We start from the raw sequence: 15160 nt of genomic DNA, 5'->3' as shown, positions 1-15160 counted from the left end.
TCCCGCATGCCGACCCGTCGCCGCGCCTTCCTGATCCTTGCCTCGCTCGCCCTGCTCAGCCTGGCCAGTTTCGCGCTGGCGCTGGCAGCCGGCAGCCTGCGCGTGGCGCCGGCGGAAATCGTCGCCGCCCTGTTTGGCCAGGGCGACGGGACCGCTGCCATGGTCGTCCAGTTGCGCCTGCCGCGCGCCCTTGCCGGCTTTGCCTGTGGTGGGCTGCTGGCGCTGGCCGGCGCGCTGATGCAGGTGCTGCTGCGCAATCCGCTGGCCGATCCCTACGTGCTGGGAATTTCCGGCGGCGCCGGGGTTGGCGCGATGTTCGCGATGCTGCTCGGGCTGCCGCTGCTCGCCGTCGACGGACTGGCCTTTGCCGGTGCCTTCGGCGCGATGTTCCTGGTTTTCGGGCTGGCGCACGGCGACGGCAGCTGGACGCAGACCCGCCTGCTGCTCACCGGCGTCATCGTCGCCGCCGGCTGCGGCGCGCTGATCGCGCTGATGCTGTCGATCGCCGAAGAGAGCAAGCTGCACGGCATGCTCTTCTGGCTGATGGGCGATCTCGGCCAGACCTACACCTGGTGGCCGGCGCTGCTGGTGCTGATCCTGGCCCTGGCGGCGGCGATGCCTTTTGCGCGCGAGCTCAACCTGCTGTCGCGCGGACTGATGCAGGCGCAGGCGCTCGGGGTGGCGATCGACCGCCTGCGCGTCGCCATTTACCTGCTCGCTTCGCTGGCCACCGCCGCTTCGGTGACCACCGCCGGCTCGATCGGCTTCGTCGGCCTGGTCGTGCCGCACCTGGTGCGGCTGGCGCTCGGCAACGACCAGCGCCTGCTGCTGCCAGCGTCGGTGCTGGCTGGCGGTTCCTTGCTGGTCTTCGCAGATACTGCGGCGCGTACCGTGATTGCCCCGCAGCAACTGCCGGTCGGCGTCCTGACCGCGCTGATCGGCGTGCCGGTCTTCCTCTTCCTGTTGTCGAGGCAACCGAAGTGAGCGCTCCCTTGCTCGAAGCTCGCCAACTGAGCGTCGATATCGGCGGCAAGACCGTTGTCGACCGCCTGAACCTGAGCCTGCAGCCGGGCGAGCGTCTGGCCATCCTCGGCCGTAACGGCGCCGGCAAGTCGACCTTGCTGTCCACGCTGGCCGGCCTGCGTCCGCCGCAAGCTGGCGCCGTGCTGCTCGACGGCGAGGATTGCGCCCTGCTGCCGCCGCGTCAGGCGGCCTTGCGCCGGGCCTGGCTCGGTCAGTTCCAGAACGACCCGTTCGGTTCGACCGTGCTCGAAACCGCCCTTACCGGCCGTCATCCGCATCTCGGCCGCTGGGACTGGGAAAGCAGCCGCGACGCCGAACTGGCGCGCGGCGCGCTCAAGGCGCTCGGCCTGGCCGGCATGGAAGCGCGCCAGGTGCACACGCTGTCCGGCGGCGAACGCCAGCGCCTCTCCATCGCCACCCTGCTGACCCAGGCGCCGCCGCTCTACCTGCTCGACGAACCCTTGTCGCATCTCGACCTCAACCATCAGATGGCCGTCCTCGAACTGTTCGCCGGCGCCGCCCGTGATTGCGGCGCCGCCGTCGTCATGGTCCTGCACGACCCGGCGCTGGCCCACCGCTACTGCGACCGGGCGCTGCTGGTCTACGGCGATGGCCGCTGCGAACAGGGTACGGTCGATACCGTCCTGACGGCGGCAACGCTGTCCGGACTTTACGGCTACGGCCTGCGCCAGATCGAAGACCGCGGCCAGCGCTGTTTCATCCCGGAGTAAGCCCATGGCGATCAGCCACGAACAACGCATGCAGAAGAAAAAAGCCGTGATCGACGGCAAGATCGACGCCGCCCAGGAGGAACGCGGCGTGCTGGTGATCAATACCGGCAACGGCAAGGGCAAGTCGTCGGCCGCTTTTGGCGTCGTCGCCCGGGCGCTCGGCCACGGTCTCAAGGTCGGCGTCGTCCAGTTCGTCAAGGGCCGTTCGGATACCGGCGAGGAAGCCTTCTTCCGCCGCCAGCCGGATGTCGCCTGGCACGTCGGCGGCGAAGGCTTCACCTGGGAAACCCAGGACAAGGAGCGCGACGCCCAGGCCGCCCAGGCCGCCTGGGAAGTCGCCTGCCAGCACCTGCAAAATCCGGAGATCGGCCTCGTCGTCCTCGACGAAATGACCTACGCCTTCAAGTACGGTTGGCTCGACCTCGACGCGGTGATCGCCAAGCTGCGCTCGCGCCCGGCCCTGCAGCACGTCATCGTCACCGGCCGCGCCGCGCCGCAGGCCTTGCGCGACGCTGCCGACACGGTGAGCGAGATCGGCATGGAAAAGCACGCCTTCCAGGCCGGCGTGAAAGCCATGCCCGGGCTCGAGTACTGATGCCCGCCTGTCCCGCCCTGCTCGTTGCCGCCCCCGCTTCCGGCCAGGGCAAGACTACCGTCACCGCCGCGCTGGCCCGGCTGCATGCGCGGCAGGGGCGGCGTGTCACCGTGTTCAAGTGCGGGCCGGATTTCCTTGATCCGCAGATTCATGCCTTCGCCAGCGGTCGACCGTGCCAGAACCTTGACCTCGGCATGTGCGGCGAAGCCGATGCGCGCTGGCGACTGGCGCGGGCGGCGGCGGAATCCGACCTGATCCTGGTCGAAGGCGTGATGGGCCTGTTCGACGGCCAGCCGTCGGCGGCTGACATCGCCGAACGCTTCGCCATCCCGGTGCTGGCGCTGATCGACGCCGGTTCGATGGCCCAGACTTTCGGCGCCGTCGCCCACGGGCTGGCGACTTACCGGCCCGGCCTGCCGTTTGCCGGGGTGCTGGCCAACCGCGTCGCCAGCCCGCGCCACGCCGCCATGCTCCAGGAAAGCCTGAAGCCCGGCATGGGCTGGTTCGGCGCCTTGCCGAAAAGCGGCGACAGCCTGCCCGAACGTCATCTCGGCCTGCTCCAGGCGACCGAGATCGACGACCTGGAGAGCCGTCTCGACCGCCTGGCCGACGCACTCGCCGACAGTGCCACGGTCGACCTGCCTGCGCCGGTGAATTTCACCGCCGCGCCGCCGCCGGTTCTGCCGCCGCTGCTTGCCGGCCGGCGCATCGCGATCGCCTGCGACGCGGCCTACGGTTTCATCTACCCGGCCAACCTGGAAACCCTGCAGGGGCTGGGCGCCGAACTGCGCTTCTTCTCGCCGGTTGCCGGCGCTGCGCTGCCTGAGTGCGACGCCGTCTGGCTGCCCGGCGGCTATCCGGAACTGCACGCTACCGCGCTGAGCGCCAATGTCGGGCTGTGGCAGGCGCTGCGCGCCCATGTGGATGCGGGCAAGCCGCTGCTTGCCGAATGCGGCGGCATGATGAGCCTGTTCGAGGAAGTCGTGGACAAGGCCGGCCAGTCCCACCGCTTCGCCGGCCTGCTGCCCGGTCGGGCCGTGATGCAACCGCGCCTGACTGCGCTCGGCACGCAGTTTGCCGATTTGCCGGAAGGCCGGTTGGCTGGCCACACCTTCCATTACTCGAAGAGCGAGACGCCCTTGCCGCCGTTGTGCCGCGCCTTGACCGCCGAAGGCCGTGAGGGCGAGGCGATCTACCGTCGGCAGCGGTTGACCGCCTCTTACGTGCATTTTTACTTCCCGTCGCAAGCGCAGGCGGCGGCAGCGCTGTTCGGTGCCTGAGATTCCGGTTTTTTCGGACCGTAAATTAGTGTCACCCTGTTTTTTTGGAAGGCGTTGGCTGCGTACAATGCCCTCACTTGTTCCCCAAAGGAGACATTCATGAACAAATTCATCGCCATGGCGGCGGCCGTCATTCTCGGCCTGACGCTCAACATCAACGATGCCGAAGCCAAGCGCCTGGGCGGTGGCAGCTCCCTGGGCATGCAGCGCCAGGCCACGCCGCCGAGCCGTAATGTTCAGCAGGCGCCGCCCCAGGCGCCCGCCGCGGCGCCGCAAGCCCAGCCCAAGCGTTCGTGGATGGGGCCGATCGCCGGCCTCGCCGCCGGTCTAGGTCTGGCCGCGCTGGCCTCGCACTTCGGCTTCGGCGAAGGACTGGCCAACTTCATGATGATCGCCCTGCTGGCTTTCGCCGTGATCGCCGCCATCGGCTTCTTCATGCGCAAGAAGGCAGGCGCGCCGGCTCAGGGCATGCAGTACGCGGGCGCTGGCGCCAATTACGGCGGTCAGCCGGGCAAGGTTGCGCGACCGGACTTCGCCCCGGCGGGTGGTTCGTCCTTCACGCCGGCGGCGCAGGCCGTTGAATCGACTGGCGGCAACATCCCGGCCGATTTCGATGTCGAAGGCTTCGTGCGCAACGCCAAGGTCAATTTCATCCGCCTGCAGGCTGCCAACGATGCTGGCAACCTGGATGATCTGCGTGAATTCACTTCGCCGGAAATGTTCGCCGAGATCAAGATGGCGATCAGCGAGCGCAACGGTGCCAGCCAGGAAACCGATGTCGTTCATCTCGACGCCCAGGTCATCGACGTGGTCGAGGAAACCAACCGCTATATCGTCAGCGTCCATTTCAGCGGTCAGGTCCGCGAGGAACGCAACGGTCCGGTCGAGAACTTCTCGGAAATCTGGCACATGAGCAAGCCGCTCAGCGGCGATCGCGGCTGGGTCATCGCCGGCATCCAGCAGGTCCAGTAATTTCCGGCAGCAGCCGATGGCAGGCCGGCGGGGAAACCCGCCGGCCTTTTTTCAATCGTCGAGCAGGCGCTCGCACTCGACCATCAGCGTCCGGGCGAGCTCGGAATGGTAGTTGGGATCGAGCGCCTGCATCATTTCGTGGGCGGTGAATAGCCCGGCCTCGCGGGAGAGCGTGCTGCGCATCGTGCTGGCCATGTCCTCGCTCAAGCGTGAAAGGTGAAGACGCTCTTCCTGCGCCAGGCTACGCCCGCTGCGGGCGAGCCAGTCGGCGGCAAGGGCGGCGCCCTGGGCCGGCGTGAGCTCCCGGCCGTGTTCGTAGAAGCTGTCCAGGCGCTGGGCGAGCAGCGCAAACAGCAGGGCGATGCGGGTTCCCCGGTCGGTGGCCGCCGGGGGCTGGCGTTGCGGGCGCTGCATTGTTACTTGTCTTTGTCGAGCAGTGATTTCAGCGCCGCGAACGGCGAATGGGTGGCCATCGGGGCGTTGTTGCGGCTGTCGGTATAGCCGCGGTCGGCCTCGATCTGCTTCTGGTGTTCGTTGTCGTGGCAATACAGGCAAAGGAGTTCCCAGTTGCTGCCGTCGGCCGGGTTGTTGTCGTGGTTGTGGTCGCGGTGATGGACGGTCAGTTCGCGCAGGTTGGTGTGCGTGAATTCGCGGGCGCAGCGGCCGCAGATCCACGGGTAAAGCTTCAGCGCCCGCTCGCGGTAGCCCTTGGCGCGCTCGTCGGCGGCCTTGCGGGCGTCGGCGACGACTTTATCGAGGCGCTGGTGGTTGATCTCTTTCATGCGTCTTTCCAGTTCAGAAGGCGGCCGCTTCGGCTTCCAGGTAGGCGAGACTGACGTACTTGCCGATGTTGTTGTCGAAGCCCTTGGTTTCCTTGGCCCGGCTGGCGACGCGCGGGTCGCGCAGGACCAGCGCCTTGGCTTCTTCCATCGGCTGACCGGCCTGCACGGCCTTGACGCAGCTTTCGTAGATGCCGGCGAACAGTTCGCGGTTCCATTGCAGGACGCCGGAACCGGCTTCGCCGTGGCCGGGCAGCCAGATTTTCGTTTTGGTGTTCTTTTCCAGCGCCTCGTAGGCTTTCAGCGTGCCCTGGTAGGAACCGTCGTCCATGTTGGCGATGCGCCCGTTCATCGCCACGTCGCCGACGCAGGTGAGGCCGTCGCCGACGACTTCGACGCAGATGTCGGACGGTGTATGCGCCTTGCCGTAGTGATGCAGGCGCAGGACGACGTCGCCGAATTTGAGTTCCTGGCCGTGGTCGACCGCAATGGTCGGTGGCACGACCTTGGTGCCCATCGTCGCCTGGTTGGTCCATTGCTCCATCAGGCGGCGCCAGGTGTTGCCTTCCATGCCCTTGATCTGTTCGATGGTGCCGGCGTGGGCGTGGATCGGCATGTCGCCGTAGGCTTCGACGAAGGCCTGGTTACCGAGGAAATGATCGCCGTGGTAATGGGTGTTGATGATCGCGACGACTGGTTTCTTCAAGGTCTTCTTCAACTGGCGGACGGCCATTTCGCCGATCTGCACCGAGGCGCCGGTATCGACGGCGACCAGGCCCTTCGGCGTGTCGATGAAGGTCAGGTTGCACATCATCCCCTGATTTTCCGGGGTCGGGAAACCGTCGGGCGAGAAGATCATCCACACGTGCTTGGACACTTGGCGCAGCGGGTGATCCTTGACCGCCGGGCCGCGCACGAAGTTGTCGAGTTCCTGGGCAAAGGCGCTGACGGCATGCCAGGGGGTGAATTCGGCGGCGCCAGCGGCGCCCAGTACGGCCAGCGTGCGGAGGAATTGGCGGCGCTTCATCATTGTCTCCTGAATTATTAAAATGCCCGGCTATCTTCGCGCCGAAGCCCGCGCTCGTCTACACTTGCCGCATGCGACGTTACCCGACTTCCTTCTTGCTGCTTTCGGCGCTCGGCGCGCTTTGTGCGCTGATTGGCGCGATCAGCGTTGCCGGCTTTGGCGCCCTGCTGCACCCGGTGCTCGACGACCCGATGGCCGGCCTCGCCTTCCTGGTTTCCGCGGTCGCCCTGATCGGCTCCGGCGCCTTCCCGCTGGTCATCGAAAAACTCAAGGAAGGCGACGGCGCTTCGGGTTAGTCGCGCATCAGCCGCCAGTACTGGACCTTGAGCGCAATCACCGAGCCGGCGATGATCGCCGCCAGCGCGATGAAGGAGCCGAGCGCCAGCGTGGAGACGCCGGTGATGCCCTGGCCGACCGTACAGCCAAAAGCGGTGACGCCACCGAAACCCATCAGCGCGGCGCCGATCAGGTGGCTGGCAGTATCTTCGACGCTGGCGAAGCCTTCCCAGCGGAAGTTGCGGGTGGCCAGCGACCAGGCGGCCGAGCCGGCGATGACGCCGAGCACCGAGACGATGGCGACGGTCAGGACGCGGCTGGTATCTGACCAGAGCATGAACAATTCAAGCGTGTAACCGACCGAGGCGACGAAGGTCAGCGATTCCATGCGCCCGCTGTTGGTGGCGAGGAAGGCTTCTTCCAGGGTGTCCGGATGTTCCGGCAGATAGCCGAGATGGCCGCTGACGTACCAGACCAGCACCACCAGCAGCCCGGTGCCGAGACCGCCGAGCAGGTTGTCCAGGGTCCAGAAGTCGCGGCGCAGCAGGCAGAAGGCGAGCAGGCCGCCGCCGATGGCGAGGACGGCCAGGGTGGCGCCAGTCGTTTCGGCGATGCCGAAGCCGGCGAGCAGCGAGGGAATGTCCTGGCCTTGCGGCAGGTTCACCGCCACCGGGTCGAGATAGGTGACGCGGAAGACGCCGAAGACGCCGCGCATCGTCATGTAGGCGAAAAGGCCGAGGACGAGGAAGACGACCAGCGACTTCAGGTTGCCGCTGCCGATGCGGATCAGCGTCTTCGAGCCGCAGCCGGAGGCGAGCACCATGCCGACGCCGAAACAGAAGCCGCCGACCAGATAGGATAGCCAGGTCAGGCTGGTGCTGCGGTAGATCGACTTGTCGAGGTCGATCAGGCCGCTTGCGTGCAGCGCGCCGGCACCGAGGATGGCGACGGCGATGGCGAGCAGCCACATGCGCATGCGGCTCCAGTCGCCCATGTTGAGGATGTCGGAAACCGCGCCCATGGTGCAGAAATGGGTTTTCTGGCCGATCGCCCCGAAGATGAAAGAGATCGCGAAAGTCAGCCAGAGTACGGTATTGGGGGAAACGTCGACGTCCATGTCAGGTCCGGTAAGGCGTGGGATCGGGAAGGCCGGCGGCGGCGAAACCTTCGGCGCGCAGCCGGCAGGAGTCACAGACAGCACAGGCGCGTCCGAGTTCATCGGCCTGGTAGCAGGAAACGGTGAGCCCGTAGTCGACGCCCAGCGCATGGCCGGTGCGGATGATGTCGGCCTTGGAAAGGTCGATCAGCGGCGCGTGAATGTGCAGTTTCTGCCCTTCGACGCCGGCCCGGGTCGCCAGGTTGGCCATTTTCTCGAAAGCGGCGATGTATTCCGGGCGGCAATCCGGGTAGCCGGAGTAGTCGACCGCGTTGACGCCGACGAAGATGTCGCGGCTGCCCAGCACCTCGGCCCAGGCCAGGGCCAGCGAAAGCATGATGGTGTTGCGCGCCGGCACGTAGGTGACCGGAATGCCCGGCTGCACGCCGGCGGTCGGCACGGCGATCGAGGTGTCGGTGAGCGCCGATCCGCCGAACTGGGCGAGGCCGAAATTGATCACCCGGTGCTCGGCGGCACCGAGCGCCTTGACCACGCGGTCGGCCGCCTGCAACTCGGCGCTGTGCCGCTGCCCGTAGTCGAAGGACAGGCAGTAGCAGTCGAAACCCTGGCTGCGGGCGATGGCGAGGCAGGTGGCGGAGTCCAGGCCGCCGGACAGAAGGACTACGGCTTTTTCTTTCATGGGGCGCGAATATACCCGAATTTGCCCGTCGACCGGGACGGTATCTGCTTGTTCCTGCGCTACAATTTGCCGCTTGTCACCCTTGCCACGGAGAACAAGATGCCGATCCGCCTGACCGCCCTCGCCGCCGCCCTGATGCTGGCCGGCGCCGTCCACGCCGCCGACCAGATCAAGGTCGGTTTCGTTTCCACCCTGTCCGGTCCCGGGGCCGGTCTCGGCGTCGATATCCGCGACGGTTTCCAGTTGGCGATGAAGCAACTGAACGGCAAGCTCGGCGGCCTGCCGGCTGAAGTCCTGGTCGCCGACGACCAGCAGAACCCGGATGTCGCCAAGCAGGCGACCGACAAGCTGCTGAAGAAGGACAAGGTCGATTTCATGACCGGCATCGTCTTCTCCAACCTGATGCTCGCCGTCGGCCCCGCCGTCTTCCAGAACCAGACCTTCTACATCTCGGCCAATGCCGGCCCGTCGCAGTACGCGGGCGAGCAGTGCAACCCCTTCTTCTTCAACGTCGCCTGGCAGAACGACAACCTGCACGAGGCGGTTGGCAAGGTCGTGCAGGACAAGGGTTTCAAGAATGTCGTCATCGTCACCCCGAACTACCCGGGCGGCAAGGACGCGGTGTCGGGTTTCAAGCGTTATTACAAGGGTCAGGTCAGCGAGGAGATCTACACCAAGCTCGGCCAGCTCGATTACGCCGCCGAACTGGCCAAGGTCCGCGCCGGCAAGCCGGACGCGCTGTTCTTCTTCCTGCCGGGCGGCATGGGCATCAACTTCGTCAAGCAGTTCGTCGCCGCCGGCCTGTCGCGCGACACCCAGTTGTTCGCGCCGGGCTTCTCGGCCGACGAGGACGTGATCAAGGCGGTCGGTGCGCCGATGATGGGCATGTTCAACTCGTCGCACTGGGCGCACGACATGGACAATGCCGAGAACAAGCGCTTCGTCGCCGCCTTCGAGAAGGAATACGGCCGCCTGCCGTCGCTCTACGCCTCGCAGGGCTACGACGCGGCGCTGATGATGGACGCCGCGGTGCGCGACGTGAAGGGCAACGTCGCCGACAAGAAGGCGCTGCAGAAGGCGCTGGAAGCCAAGCGCTTCAAGTCGGTGCGCGGCGACTTCAGGTTCAACAGCAACCACTACCCGGTGCAGAACTACTACCTGCGCGTGATCGGCAAGGATGCCCAGGGGCGGGTCACCAACAAGACGATGGGCAGCATCTTCACCAATCATGCCGATGCCTACGTGGCGCAGTGCAAGATGAAGTGATGGCCGCCGGGGAAACGACTGGAAACCCTGCTCGCGCCCTTCCTCCTTGTCATTCCGCTGGCGCTGGCGGGGACTGTCTGGCGTCTCTGGCAATGGTGGCGGGGCGATCTGCCGCGACGGCCGGGGTGCCGGCTGCTGCGGCGCGGGCTGACGGCGGTGCACGCGGTGGTCGCCGGCTGGCTGCTCTGGATGGCGGCCAGCTGCATCTGGCCCGGGCAATGCGGCGAGAGCTTCGGCGCCGGTTTCGCAGCCGGTGCGGTGGCGCTCTTCGCCGCACTGTGGGCGGCAATCTGGCTGCTCAGCGAGGGACTGATGCTGATCTGCCGGGAGCCGGCATCGCCGCCTTCGTCTGACCGATGACGCAACTGATCCTCGAACAGGCCCTCAACGGCCTGCAGTTCGGCCTCATGCTGTTCCTGCTTGCTGCCGGGCTGACGCTGGTGTTCGGCATCATGGACTGCATCAACCTGGCGCACGGCTCGCTGTACATGGTCGGCGCCTATTTCGTCGCCGCCGCGGCGCAGGCTGCCGATTCGTTCTGGCTCGGGCTGGGCGTCGGTGTCGCCGCCACCGCCGGGCTCGGCCTGCTGCTCGAACTGACGCTGTTTCGCCAGCTCTACCGGCGCGACCACCTGTCGCAGGTGCTGGCGACCTTTGCCCTGATCCTGATCGCCAACGAGGCGGTGCGCCTGATCTGGGGGCCGGCGCCGCTCATGCTCAATCCGCCGGAAGCACTCGCCGGGCCGGTCGAGATCGGCGGCTTCTTCTATCCGGCCTACCGACTGCTGATCATCGGCTGCGGCCTGGCGGTTGCCGCCCTGCTCTACCTGCTGGTGGCGAAGAGCCGGGTCGGCATGTGGGTGCGCGCTGGCGCCGCCAACCGGGAGATCACCGAAGCCCTCGGCATCAACGTGCGGGCGCTGTTCACCGCCGTCTTCGTTTTTGGCGCCGCCCTCTGCGCGCTCGCCGGCGGCCTGCTCGGGCCGCTGCTGGCGGTGCAGGTCGGCATGGGCGAGAGCGTGCTGATCCTCGCCTTCGTCGTCATCATCATCGGCGGCATCGGTTCGATCCGTGGCGCCCTGGTTGGCGCGCTGATCGTCGGTGCGGTCGACACCCTCGGCCGGGCCTTGCTGCCCACCCTGCTCGGCGCCGTCCTGCCGGCCGACGCGGCGGCAACGCTGGGGCCGGCGCTGGCGTCGATCCTGATCTACCTGCTCATGGCCGGTATCCTCTTCTTCAAGCCGCAAGGCCTTTTCCCGGCGCGCGCCTAGATGGCTTTCCACCGTTCCGCTCCCTGGCAGCCCGTCGCTGCCCTCGTCGCCCTGCTGGCGCTGGGCGCCCTGCCCCCATTGCTCGATGCCTTCGAGCAGAGTTACTACCTCGGCCTGGCGACGCGGATGCTGATCTTCGCGCTGGCCGCCAGCAGCCTCAACCTGGTGCTCGGCTTCGGCGGCATGGTGTCGCTCGGGCACGCCGCCTTCCTCGGTATCGGCGCCTACGTCGCGGCGATCTGCCACCAGGCCGGCATCCAGCAGGGGCTGCTGGTGTTGCCGCTGGCGATGGCGGTGGCCGGGCTGTTCGCGCTGCTGGTCGGGGCGATCAGCCTGCGCACGCGCGGCGTTTACTTCATCATGATCACCCTGGCCTTCGCCCAGATGGTCTATTACCTGTTCGTTTCCGCCAGCGCTTGGGGCGGCGACGACGGGCTGCCGATCTATGAGCGCCTGCAGTTCGGCAGCTTCAGTCTGGCCGGCGACGCGGCGCTCTACTACACCGCGCTCGGCGCGCTGGCGCTCGCCATGTTCCTTTTCGGGCGCCTGGCCGAGGCCCGTTTCGGGCGCACCGTGCAGGCGATCCGCGAGAACGAGACGCGCATGGAGGCGCTTGGCTACCCGGTGTTCCGCTACCGCCTGGTCTGTTTCGCGCTCGGCGGCGCCTGCGCCGGTCTGGCCGGGGCGCTGCTCGCCAACCAGAGCGGGCTGGCCAGCCCCAGCCTGCTGCAATGGACGCAGTCGGGTACGCTGCTGGTGATGGTGATCATCGGCGGCGTCGGCTACCTCTACGGCGGCGTCGTCGGTGCCATCGTCCTGCTCGGTCTGGAGGAGCTGCTGCTGAGCTGGTTTGCGCACTGGCACATGGTGCTTGGCGGCCTGCTGCTCGGTATCGTGCTGTTCGCGCCCAAGGGGGTCGCCGCGCTGTTCGGGAGCTCGCGTGACTGAGAACCTGCTCGAAGTTGCCGGGCTGACGCGCCGCTTTGCCGCGGTCGAGGCGCTGAAGGCGGTCGATTTCGCGGTCGCCGCCGGCGAGGTGCATGCGCTGATCGGCCCCAACGGCGCCGGCAAGACGACCTTCATCCACCACCTGTCGGGGGCGCTGTTCCCGGACGCCGGCTGCGTCCGCTTCGCCGGCCGCGACGTCACCCGGCTGGCGATGCACGATCGGGTGCGTGCCGGCATGGCGCGTTCCTACCAGATTACCAACGTCTTCCTTGGCCTGTCGGCGCTCGACAACGTCGCGCTGGCCGTCCAGGGGCGGCCGGATGCCGGCAGCAGCTTCCGCTTCTGGCGGCCGGTGCGGCGCGAGGCCCGGCTGTTCGACGAAGCCCGGGAATTCCTCGGCCAGGTCGGCCTCGCTGACAAGGCAACAACGCTTGCCGGCAATCTCTCGCACGGCGAGCAGCGGGCGCTCGAACTGGCGATGGCGCTGGCGACCAAGCCGCAACTGCTGCTCCTCGACGAGCCGATGGCCGGCACCGGCCCCGAGGAATCGGCGCGCATGGTCGAGCTGATCGAACACCTCGCCCGTCACGTCACCATCCTGCTCGTCGAACACGACATGGACGCCGTGTTCCGCCTGGCCGACCGCATCTCGGTGCTGGTCAACGGCCAGTTGATCTGTACCGGCACGCCGGACGCAGTGCGCAACGACGCCGATGTCCGCCGCGCCTACCTGGGAGACCACCTGTGAGCGCGCTGCTCGAAATCGTTGGCCTGGAAGTCGCCTACGGGCCGAGCCAGGTGCTGTTCGGGATCGACCTGACGATGGCCGAGGGCGAGGCGGCGACCTTGCTCGGCCGCAACGGCATGGGCAAGACGACGACACTGCGCGCGCTGTGCGGCCTGCAGCCGGTACGCGCCGGCAGCATCCGCTTCGCTGGCGAACGGATCGACGGCTGGCGCCCTGACCGCATCGGCCGTGCCGGCATCGCGCTGGTGCCGGAAGGCCGCCAGTGTTTCCCGAACCTGACGGTGGACGAGCATCTGGTGGCGTTCCAGGCCAACCGGCGCCGTGTTGCCGGGCCGTGGACGCCAGCCCGCGTCTACGAACTCTTCCCGCGCCTCGCCGAACGTCGCAGGAACCTCGGCAACCAGCTCTCCGGCGGCGAGCAGCAGATGCTGGCGATCGGTCGGGCGCTCGTCACCAACCCGCGCCTGCTCGTCCTCGACGAGGCGACCGAGGGTCTGGCGCCGCTGATCCGCGACGAGATCTGGGCCTGCCTCGACCGCCTGCGCGGCGCGGGACAGAGCGTCCTGGTCGTCGACAAGTACGTGGAAAAGCTGATCGCGCTGGCCGACCGCCACACCATCGTCGAACGCGGTCGCGTCGTCTGGGCGGGCAGTTCGGCCGAGCTCGATGCCGATCACGCGATCTGGCATCGCTACCTGGGGATTTAGGGCGCCGCTTCGAAGTCCGTCAGCGGTACCGGCCGGCCGAACAGGTAGCCCTGGAAGGCGCGGCAGCCGTGTTCGGTGAGGTAGGCGTACTGGGCCTCGTTTTCGACCCCCTCGGCGACGACATCAAGGCGCAGCGCGTCGCCCATGGCGACGATGGCGCGGACGATCGCCGCATCGTCGGGGTCGCTGGTGATGTCGCGGATGAACGAGCGGTCGATCTTCAATTGCTCGAAGGGGAAGCGCTTCAGGTAGGCGAGCGAGGCGTAGCCGGTGCCGAAGTCGTCGAGCGAGAAACGCACGCCGAGCGCGTGCAGCGCCCGCATCTTGGCCACCACCTCGTCGACCTTGTCGAGCAGCAGGCTTTCGGTCAGTTCGAGCTTCAGGCGTTGCGGCGCAATGCCGTGGCGGGCCAGTGCGCCGGCCACCTGTTCGACGAAGTCGGGCTGGCGGAACTGCCGGGCGCTGACGTTGACCGCCAGCGCCAGCCCGGCGCGTCGCGGGTCGGCGGCCCAGCGGCGCAGCGTGGCGCAGGCGCTGTGCAGCACCCAGAGGCCGATCGGCACGATCAGGCCGCTTTCCTCGGCGAGCGGGATGAAATCGTTGGGCAGCACCAGCGGTCGATCCGGCGGCTGCCAGCGCAGTAGCAGTTCGGCGCCGCTCAGGGCGCCCTCGGCGTTGACCTGCGGCTGGGCGTAGAGGACGAATTCGTCGCGCGCCAGCGCGTGGCGCAGGCCGGCTTCGAGGCCGGCGCGGTGGTCGAGCGTCGTCTGCATCGCCTGGTCGAAGAAGCGGGTCGCGTTGCGGCCGGCTTCCTTAGCCTTGTACATGGCAATGTCGGCTTGCTTGAGCAGGGTGTCGACCGATTTCTCGCGGCCGCGGAACAGGGTGACGCCGATGCTCGCCGTGCAGTAATGCTCATGACCTTCGGCCAGCGGGACCGGATGGGAAAGCACTTCGCGGATCTTTTCGGCGATCGCTCCGGCACTGACCGCCGCCGATTGCGGGTGGGGATCGAGGTCTTCCAGCATTACCGCGAACTCGTCGCCCCCCTGGCGGGCAGCGGTGTCGCATTGCCGGATGCACTGCCGCAGGCGGCAGGCGATTTCAATCAACAGGTGGTCGCCGATGTCGTGGCCGAGGGTGTCGTTGAGGATCTTGAAGTTGTCGATGTCGATGATTAGCAGCGCCCCGTGCTCGCCCCGCCGCTTGCCGACCATGCAGGCCTGCTGCAGGCGGTCGCGCAGCAGGCGGCGGTTGGGCAGCGCGGTCAGTGGGTCGTAGAAGGCGAGGTGCTGGACTTCCGATTCGGCATGTTTCAGCTTGCTGATGTCGGAGAAAGTCGCGACGTAGCCGGAGAGATCGCCGGCTGCATCATCGCAGCGATTGATGATCAGCCATTCCGGGTAGATTTCGCCGTTCTTGCGCCGGTTCCAGATTTCGCCTTCCCAGTGTCCGGTGCTGTCGAGCGCCTGCCACATGCGCGTATAGAAGATCGCCGACTGGCGGCCGGAAGCGAGTATTTTCGGGGTCTGGCCGACGATTTCCTCCGGCCGGTAACCGGTCAGACGGGTGAAGGCGTCGTTGGTCCAGACGATGCGCTCGTCGGCATCGGTGAACATGACGGCAGCACCAATCTGGTTAAGGATGGCATGCTGATCCCCCGCAGCGAGGGGATTATCAGCAGGTGCCTCCGGAAACTCGAAGTCCGACATGACACTCCCTCATGTCTACGGTTCTGAAG

General features: G+C 67.1%; 18 protein-coding genes. 12 read left to right on the top strand and 6 right to left on the bottom strand.

All coding sequences use genetic code 11. From position 1 onward, the window contains the following. The first annotated feature begins 6 nt into the window (after positions 1 to 6). The 5 genes from ACE3OV_RS03950 (at position 7) to ACE3OV_RS03930 (ending at position 4601) form a co-directional block, all read left to right on the top strand. Complete coding sequence (locus tag ACE3OV_RS03950; RefSeq protein WP_374325242.1) at positions 7 to 984, top strand: FecCD family ABC transporter permease; 978 nt, start codon at positions 7 to 9, stop codon at positions 982 to 984. Further along, a complete protein-coding gene (locus tag ACE3OV_RS03945; protein ID WP_374325240.1) occupies positions 981 to 1754 on the top strand; it encodes an ABC transporter ATP-binding protein in 774 nt (257 codons plus the stop codon). Before ACE3OV_RS03950 ends, ACE3OV_RS03945 begins: the two co-directional genes overlap by 4 nt. A gap of 4 nt (positions 1755 to 1758) precedes the next feature. Further along, positions 1759 to 2349, top strand: coding sequence for a cob(I)yrinic acid a,c-diamide adenosyltransferase (cobO, locus tag ACE3OV_RS03940; protein WP_374325238.1), 591 nt, complete (start codon positions 1759 to 1761; stop codon positions 2347 to 2349). Then, complete coding sequence (locus ACE3OV_RS03935; RefSeq protein ID WP_374325235.1) at positions 2349 to 3629, top strand: cobyrinate a,c-diamide synthase; 1281 nt, start codon at positions 2349 to 2351, stop codon at positions 3627 to 3629. Before cobO ends, ACE3OV_RS03935 begins: the two co-directional genes overlap by 1 nt. Before the next feature lie 99 nt (positions 3630 to 3728). Then, positions 3729 to 4601 carry a Tim44 domain-containing protein gene (locus tag ACE3OV_RS03930; protein WP_374325233.1) on the top strand — a complete coding sequence of 291 codons (873 nt, stop codon included), beginning with the start codon at positions 3729 to 3731 and terminating at the stop codon, positions 4599 to 4601. Between the two features lie 51 nt (positions 4602 to 4652). Here ACE3OV_RS03930 and ACE3OV_RS03925 read toward each other — a convergent pair whose 3' ends face one another. From ACE3OV_RS03925 to ACE3OV_RS03915, 3 genes are read right to left on the bottom strand one after another with little or no spacing between them, the layout of a single operon-like run. Beyond that, positions 4653 to 5015, bottom strand: a complete 363-nt coding sequence (locus ACE3OV_RS03925) for a hypothetical protein (protein WP_374325230.1) — start codon at positions 5013 to 5015, stop codon at positions 4653 to 4655. Positions 5016 to 5017: 2 nt separating this feature from the next. Then, positions 5018 to 5383 (bottom strand): YajD family HNH nuclease, encoded by a 366-nt coding sequence (locus ACE3OV_RS03920; protein ID WP_374325228.1) that lies wholly within the window; start codon positions 5381 to 5383, stop codon positions 5018 to 5020. Positions 5384 to 5396: 13 nt separating this feature from the next. Next, a complete protein-coding gene (locus ACE3OV_RS03915; RefSeq protein ID WP_374325226.1) occupies positions 5397 to 6407 on the bottom strand; it encodes an MBL fold metallo-hydrolase in 1011 nt (336 codons plus the stop codon). A 71-nt stretch (positions 6408 to 6478) separates the two neighbouring features. On the opposite strand from ACE3OV_RS03915, the gene ACE3OV_RS03910 reads away from it, so the two are divergent. Then, on the top strand, positions 6479 to 6703 hold the full coding sequence (locus ACE3OV_RS03910; RefSeq protein WP_374325224.1) for a hypothetical protein: 225 nt from the start codon (positions 6479 to 6481) through the stop codon (positions 6701 to 6703). Here the strand turns inward: ACE3OV_RS03910 and ACE3OV_RS03905 are convergent. Both ACE3OV_RS03905 and queC read right to left on the bottom strand, forming a co-directional pair. Beyond that, positions 6700 to 7800, bottom strand: coding sequence for a YeeE/YedE family protein (locus tag ACE3OV_RS03905; protein WP_374325222.1), 1101 nt, complete (start codon positions 7798 to 7800; stop codon positions 6700 to 6702). The genes ACE3OV_RS03910 and ACE3OV_RS03905 overlap by 4 nt on opposite strands. Position 7801: 1 nt before the next feature. Next, the gene (gene queC, locus ACE3OV_RS03900) at positions 7802 to 8479 is read right to left on the bottom strand and encodes a 7-cyano-7-deazaguanine synthase QueC (RefSeq protein WP_374325220.1); all 678 of its coding nucleotides are present in this window, start codon (positions 8477 to 8479) and stop codon (positions 7802 to 7804) included. 99 nt (positions 8480 to 8578) lie between these two features. On the opposite strand from queC, the gene ACE3OV_RS03895 reads away from it, so the two are divergent. The 6 genes from ACE3OV_RS03895 (at position 8579) to ACE3OV_RS03870 (ending at position 13419) form a co-directional block, all read left to right on the top strand. After that, positions 8579 to 9745, top strand: coding sequence for an ABC transporter substrate-binding protein (locus ACE3OV_RS03895; protein WP_374325218.1), 1167 nt, complete (start codon positions 8579 to 8581; stop codon positions 9743 to 9745). Positions 9746 to 9901: 156 nt separating this feature from the next. Then, complete coding sequence (locus ACE3OV_RS03890; RefSeq protein WP_374325215.1) at positions 9902 to 10105, top strand: hypothetical protein; 204 nt, start codon at positions 9902 to 9904, stop codon at positions 10103 to 10105. Next, positions 10102 to 11016 carry a branched-chain amino acid ABC transporter permease gene (locus ACE3OV_RS03885; protein WP_374325213.1) on the top strand — a complete coding sequence of 305 codons (915 nt, stop codon included), beginning with the start codon at positions 10102 to 10104 and terminating at the stop codon, positions 11014 to 11016. Before ACE3OV_RS03890 ends, ACE3OV_RS03885 begins: the two co-directional genes overlap by 4 nt. Continuing rightward, on the top strand, positions 11017 to 11964 hold the full coding sequence (locus ACE3OV_RS03880; RefSeq protein WP_374325211.1) for a branched-chain amino acid ABC transporter permease: 948 nt from the start codon (positions 11017 to 11019) through the stop codon (positions 11962 to 11964). Beyond that, positions 11957 to 12712 (top strand): ABC transporter ATP-binding protein, encoded by a 756-nt coding sequence (locus ACE3OV_RS03875; RefSeq protein WP_374325209.1) that lies wholly within the window; start codon positions 11957 to 11959, stop codon positions 12710 to 12712. The genes ACE3OV_RS03880 and ACE3OV_RS03875 overlap by 8 nt, the downstream gene beginning before the upstream one ends. Then, positions 12709 to 13419 (top strand): ABC transporter ATP-binding protein, encoded by a 711-nt coding sequence (locus tag ACE3OV_RS03870; RefSeq protein ID WP_374325207.1) that lies wholly within the window; start codon positions 12709 to 12711, stop codon positions 13417 to 13419. Before ACE3OV_RS03875 ends, ACE3OV_RS03870 begins: the two co-directional genes overlap by 4 nt. Here the strand turns inward: ACE3OV_RS03870 and ACE3OV_RS03865 are convergent. Then, complete coding sequence (locus tag ACE3OV_RS03865; RefSeq protein ID WP_374325205.1) at positions 13416 to 15131, bottom strand: putative bifunctional diguanylate cyclase/phosphodiesterase; 1716 nt, start codon at positions 15129 to 15131, stop codon at positions 13416 to 13418. The two genes, ACE3OV_RS03870 and ACE3OV_RS03865, sit on opposite strands and share 4 nt — an antisense overlap. Between the last annotated feature and the right edge of the window lie 29 nt (positions 15132 to 15160).

The organism is Azonexus sp. (assembly GCF_041909095.1).
Classification (GTDB): Bacteria; Pseudomonadota; Gammaproteobacteria; order Burkholderiales; family Rhodocyclaceae; genus Azonexus.
Note: the sequence above shows the minus strand (reverse complement) of the source record. Positions and strands in the feature narration are given on the sequence as shown.

Bases quoted from the DNA above. Each gene is read 5' to 3' on its own strand.
- ACE3OV_RS03950 (WP_374325242.1), top strand. From the start codon at position 7: ATGCCGACCCGTCGCCGCGCCTTCCTGATCCTTGCCTCGCTCGCCCTG.
- cobO (WP_374325238.1), top strand. From the start codon at position 1,759: ATGGCGATCAGCCACGAACAACGCATGCAGAAGAAAAAAGCCGTGATC.
- ACE3OV_RS03935 (WP_374325235.1), top strand. From the start codon at position 2,349: ATGCCCGCCTGTCCCGCCCTGCTCGTTGCCGCCCCCGCTTCCGGCCAG.
- ACE3OV_RS03930 (WP_374325233.1), top strand. From the start codon at position 3,729: ATGAACAAATTCATCGCCATGGCGGCGGCCGTCATTCTCGGCCTGACG.
- ACE3OV_RS03925 (WP_374325230.1), bottom strand. From the start codon at position 5,015: ATGCAGCGCCCGCAACGCCAGCCCCCGGCGGCCACCGACCGGGGAACC.
- ACE3OV_RS03920 (WP_374325228.1), bottom strand. From the start codon at position 5,383: ATGAAAGAGATCAACCACCAGCGCCTCGATAAAGTCGTCGCCGACGCC.
- ACE3OV_RS03915 (WP_374325226.1), bottom strand. From the start codon at position 6,407: ATGAAGCGCCGCCAATTCCTCCGCACGCTGGCCGTACTGGGCGCCGCT.
- ACE3OV_RS03910 (WP_374325224.1), top strand. From the start codon at position 6,479: ATGCGACGTTACCCGACTTCCTTCTTGCTGCTTTCGGCGCTCGGCGCG.
- ACE3OV_RS03905 (WP_374325222.1), bottom strand. From the start codon at position 7,800: ATGGACGTCGACGTTTCCCCCAATACCGTACTCTGGCTGACTTTCGCG.
- queC (WP_374325220.1), bottom strand. From the start codon at position 8,479: ATGAAAGAAAAAGCCGTAGTCCTTCTGTCCGGCGGCCTGGACTCCGCC.
- ACE3OV_RS03895 (WP_374325218.1), top strand. From the start codon at position 8,579: ATGCCGATCCGCCTGACCGCCCTCGCCGCCGCCCTGATGCTGGCCGGC.
- ACE3OV_RS03885 (WP_374325213.1), top strand. From the start codon at position 10,102: ATGACGCAACTGATCCTCGAACAGGCCCTCAACGGCCTGCAGTTCGGC.
- ACE3OV_RS03880 (WP_374325211.1), top strand. From the start codon at position 11,017: ATGGCTTTCCACCGTTCCGCTCCCTGGCAGCCCGTCGCTGCCCTCGTC.
- ACE3OV_RS03865 (WP_374325205.1), bottom strand. From the start codon at position 15,131: ATGTCGGACTTCGAGTTTCCGGAGGCACCTGCTGATAATCCCCTCGCT.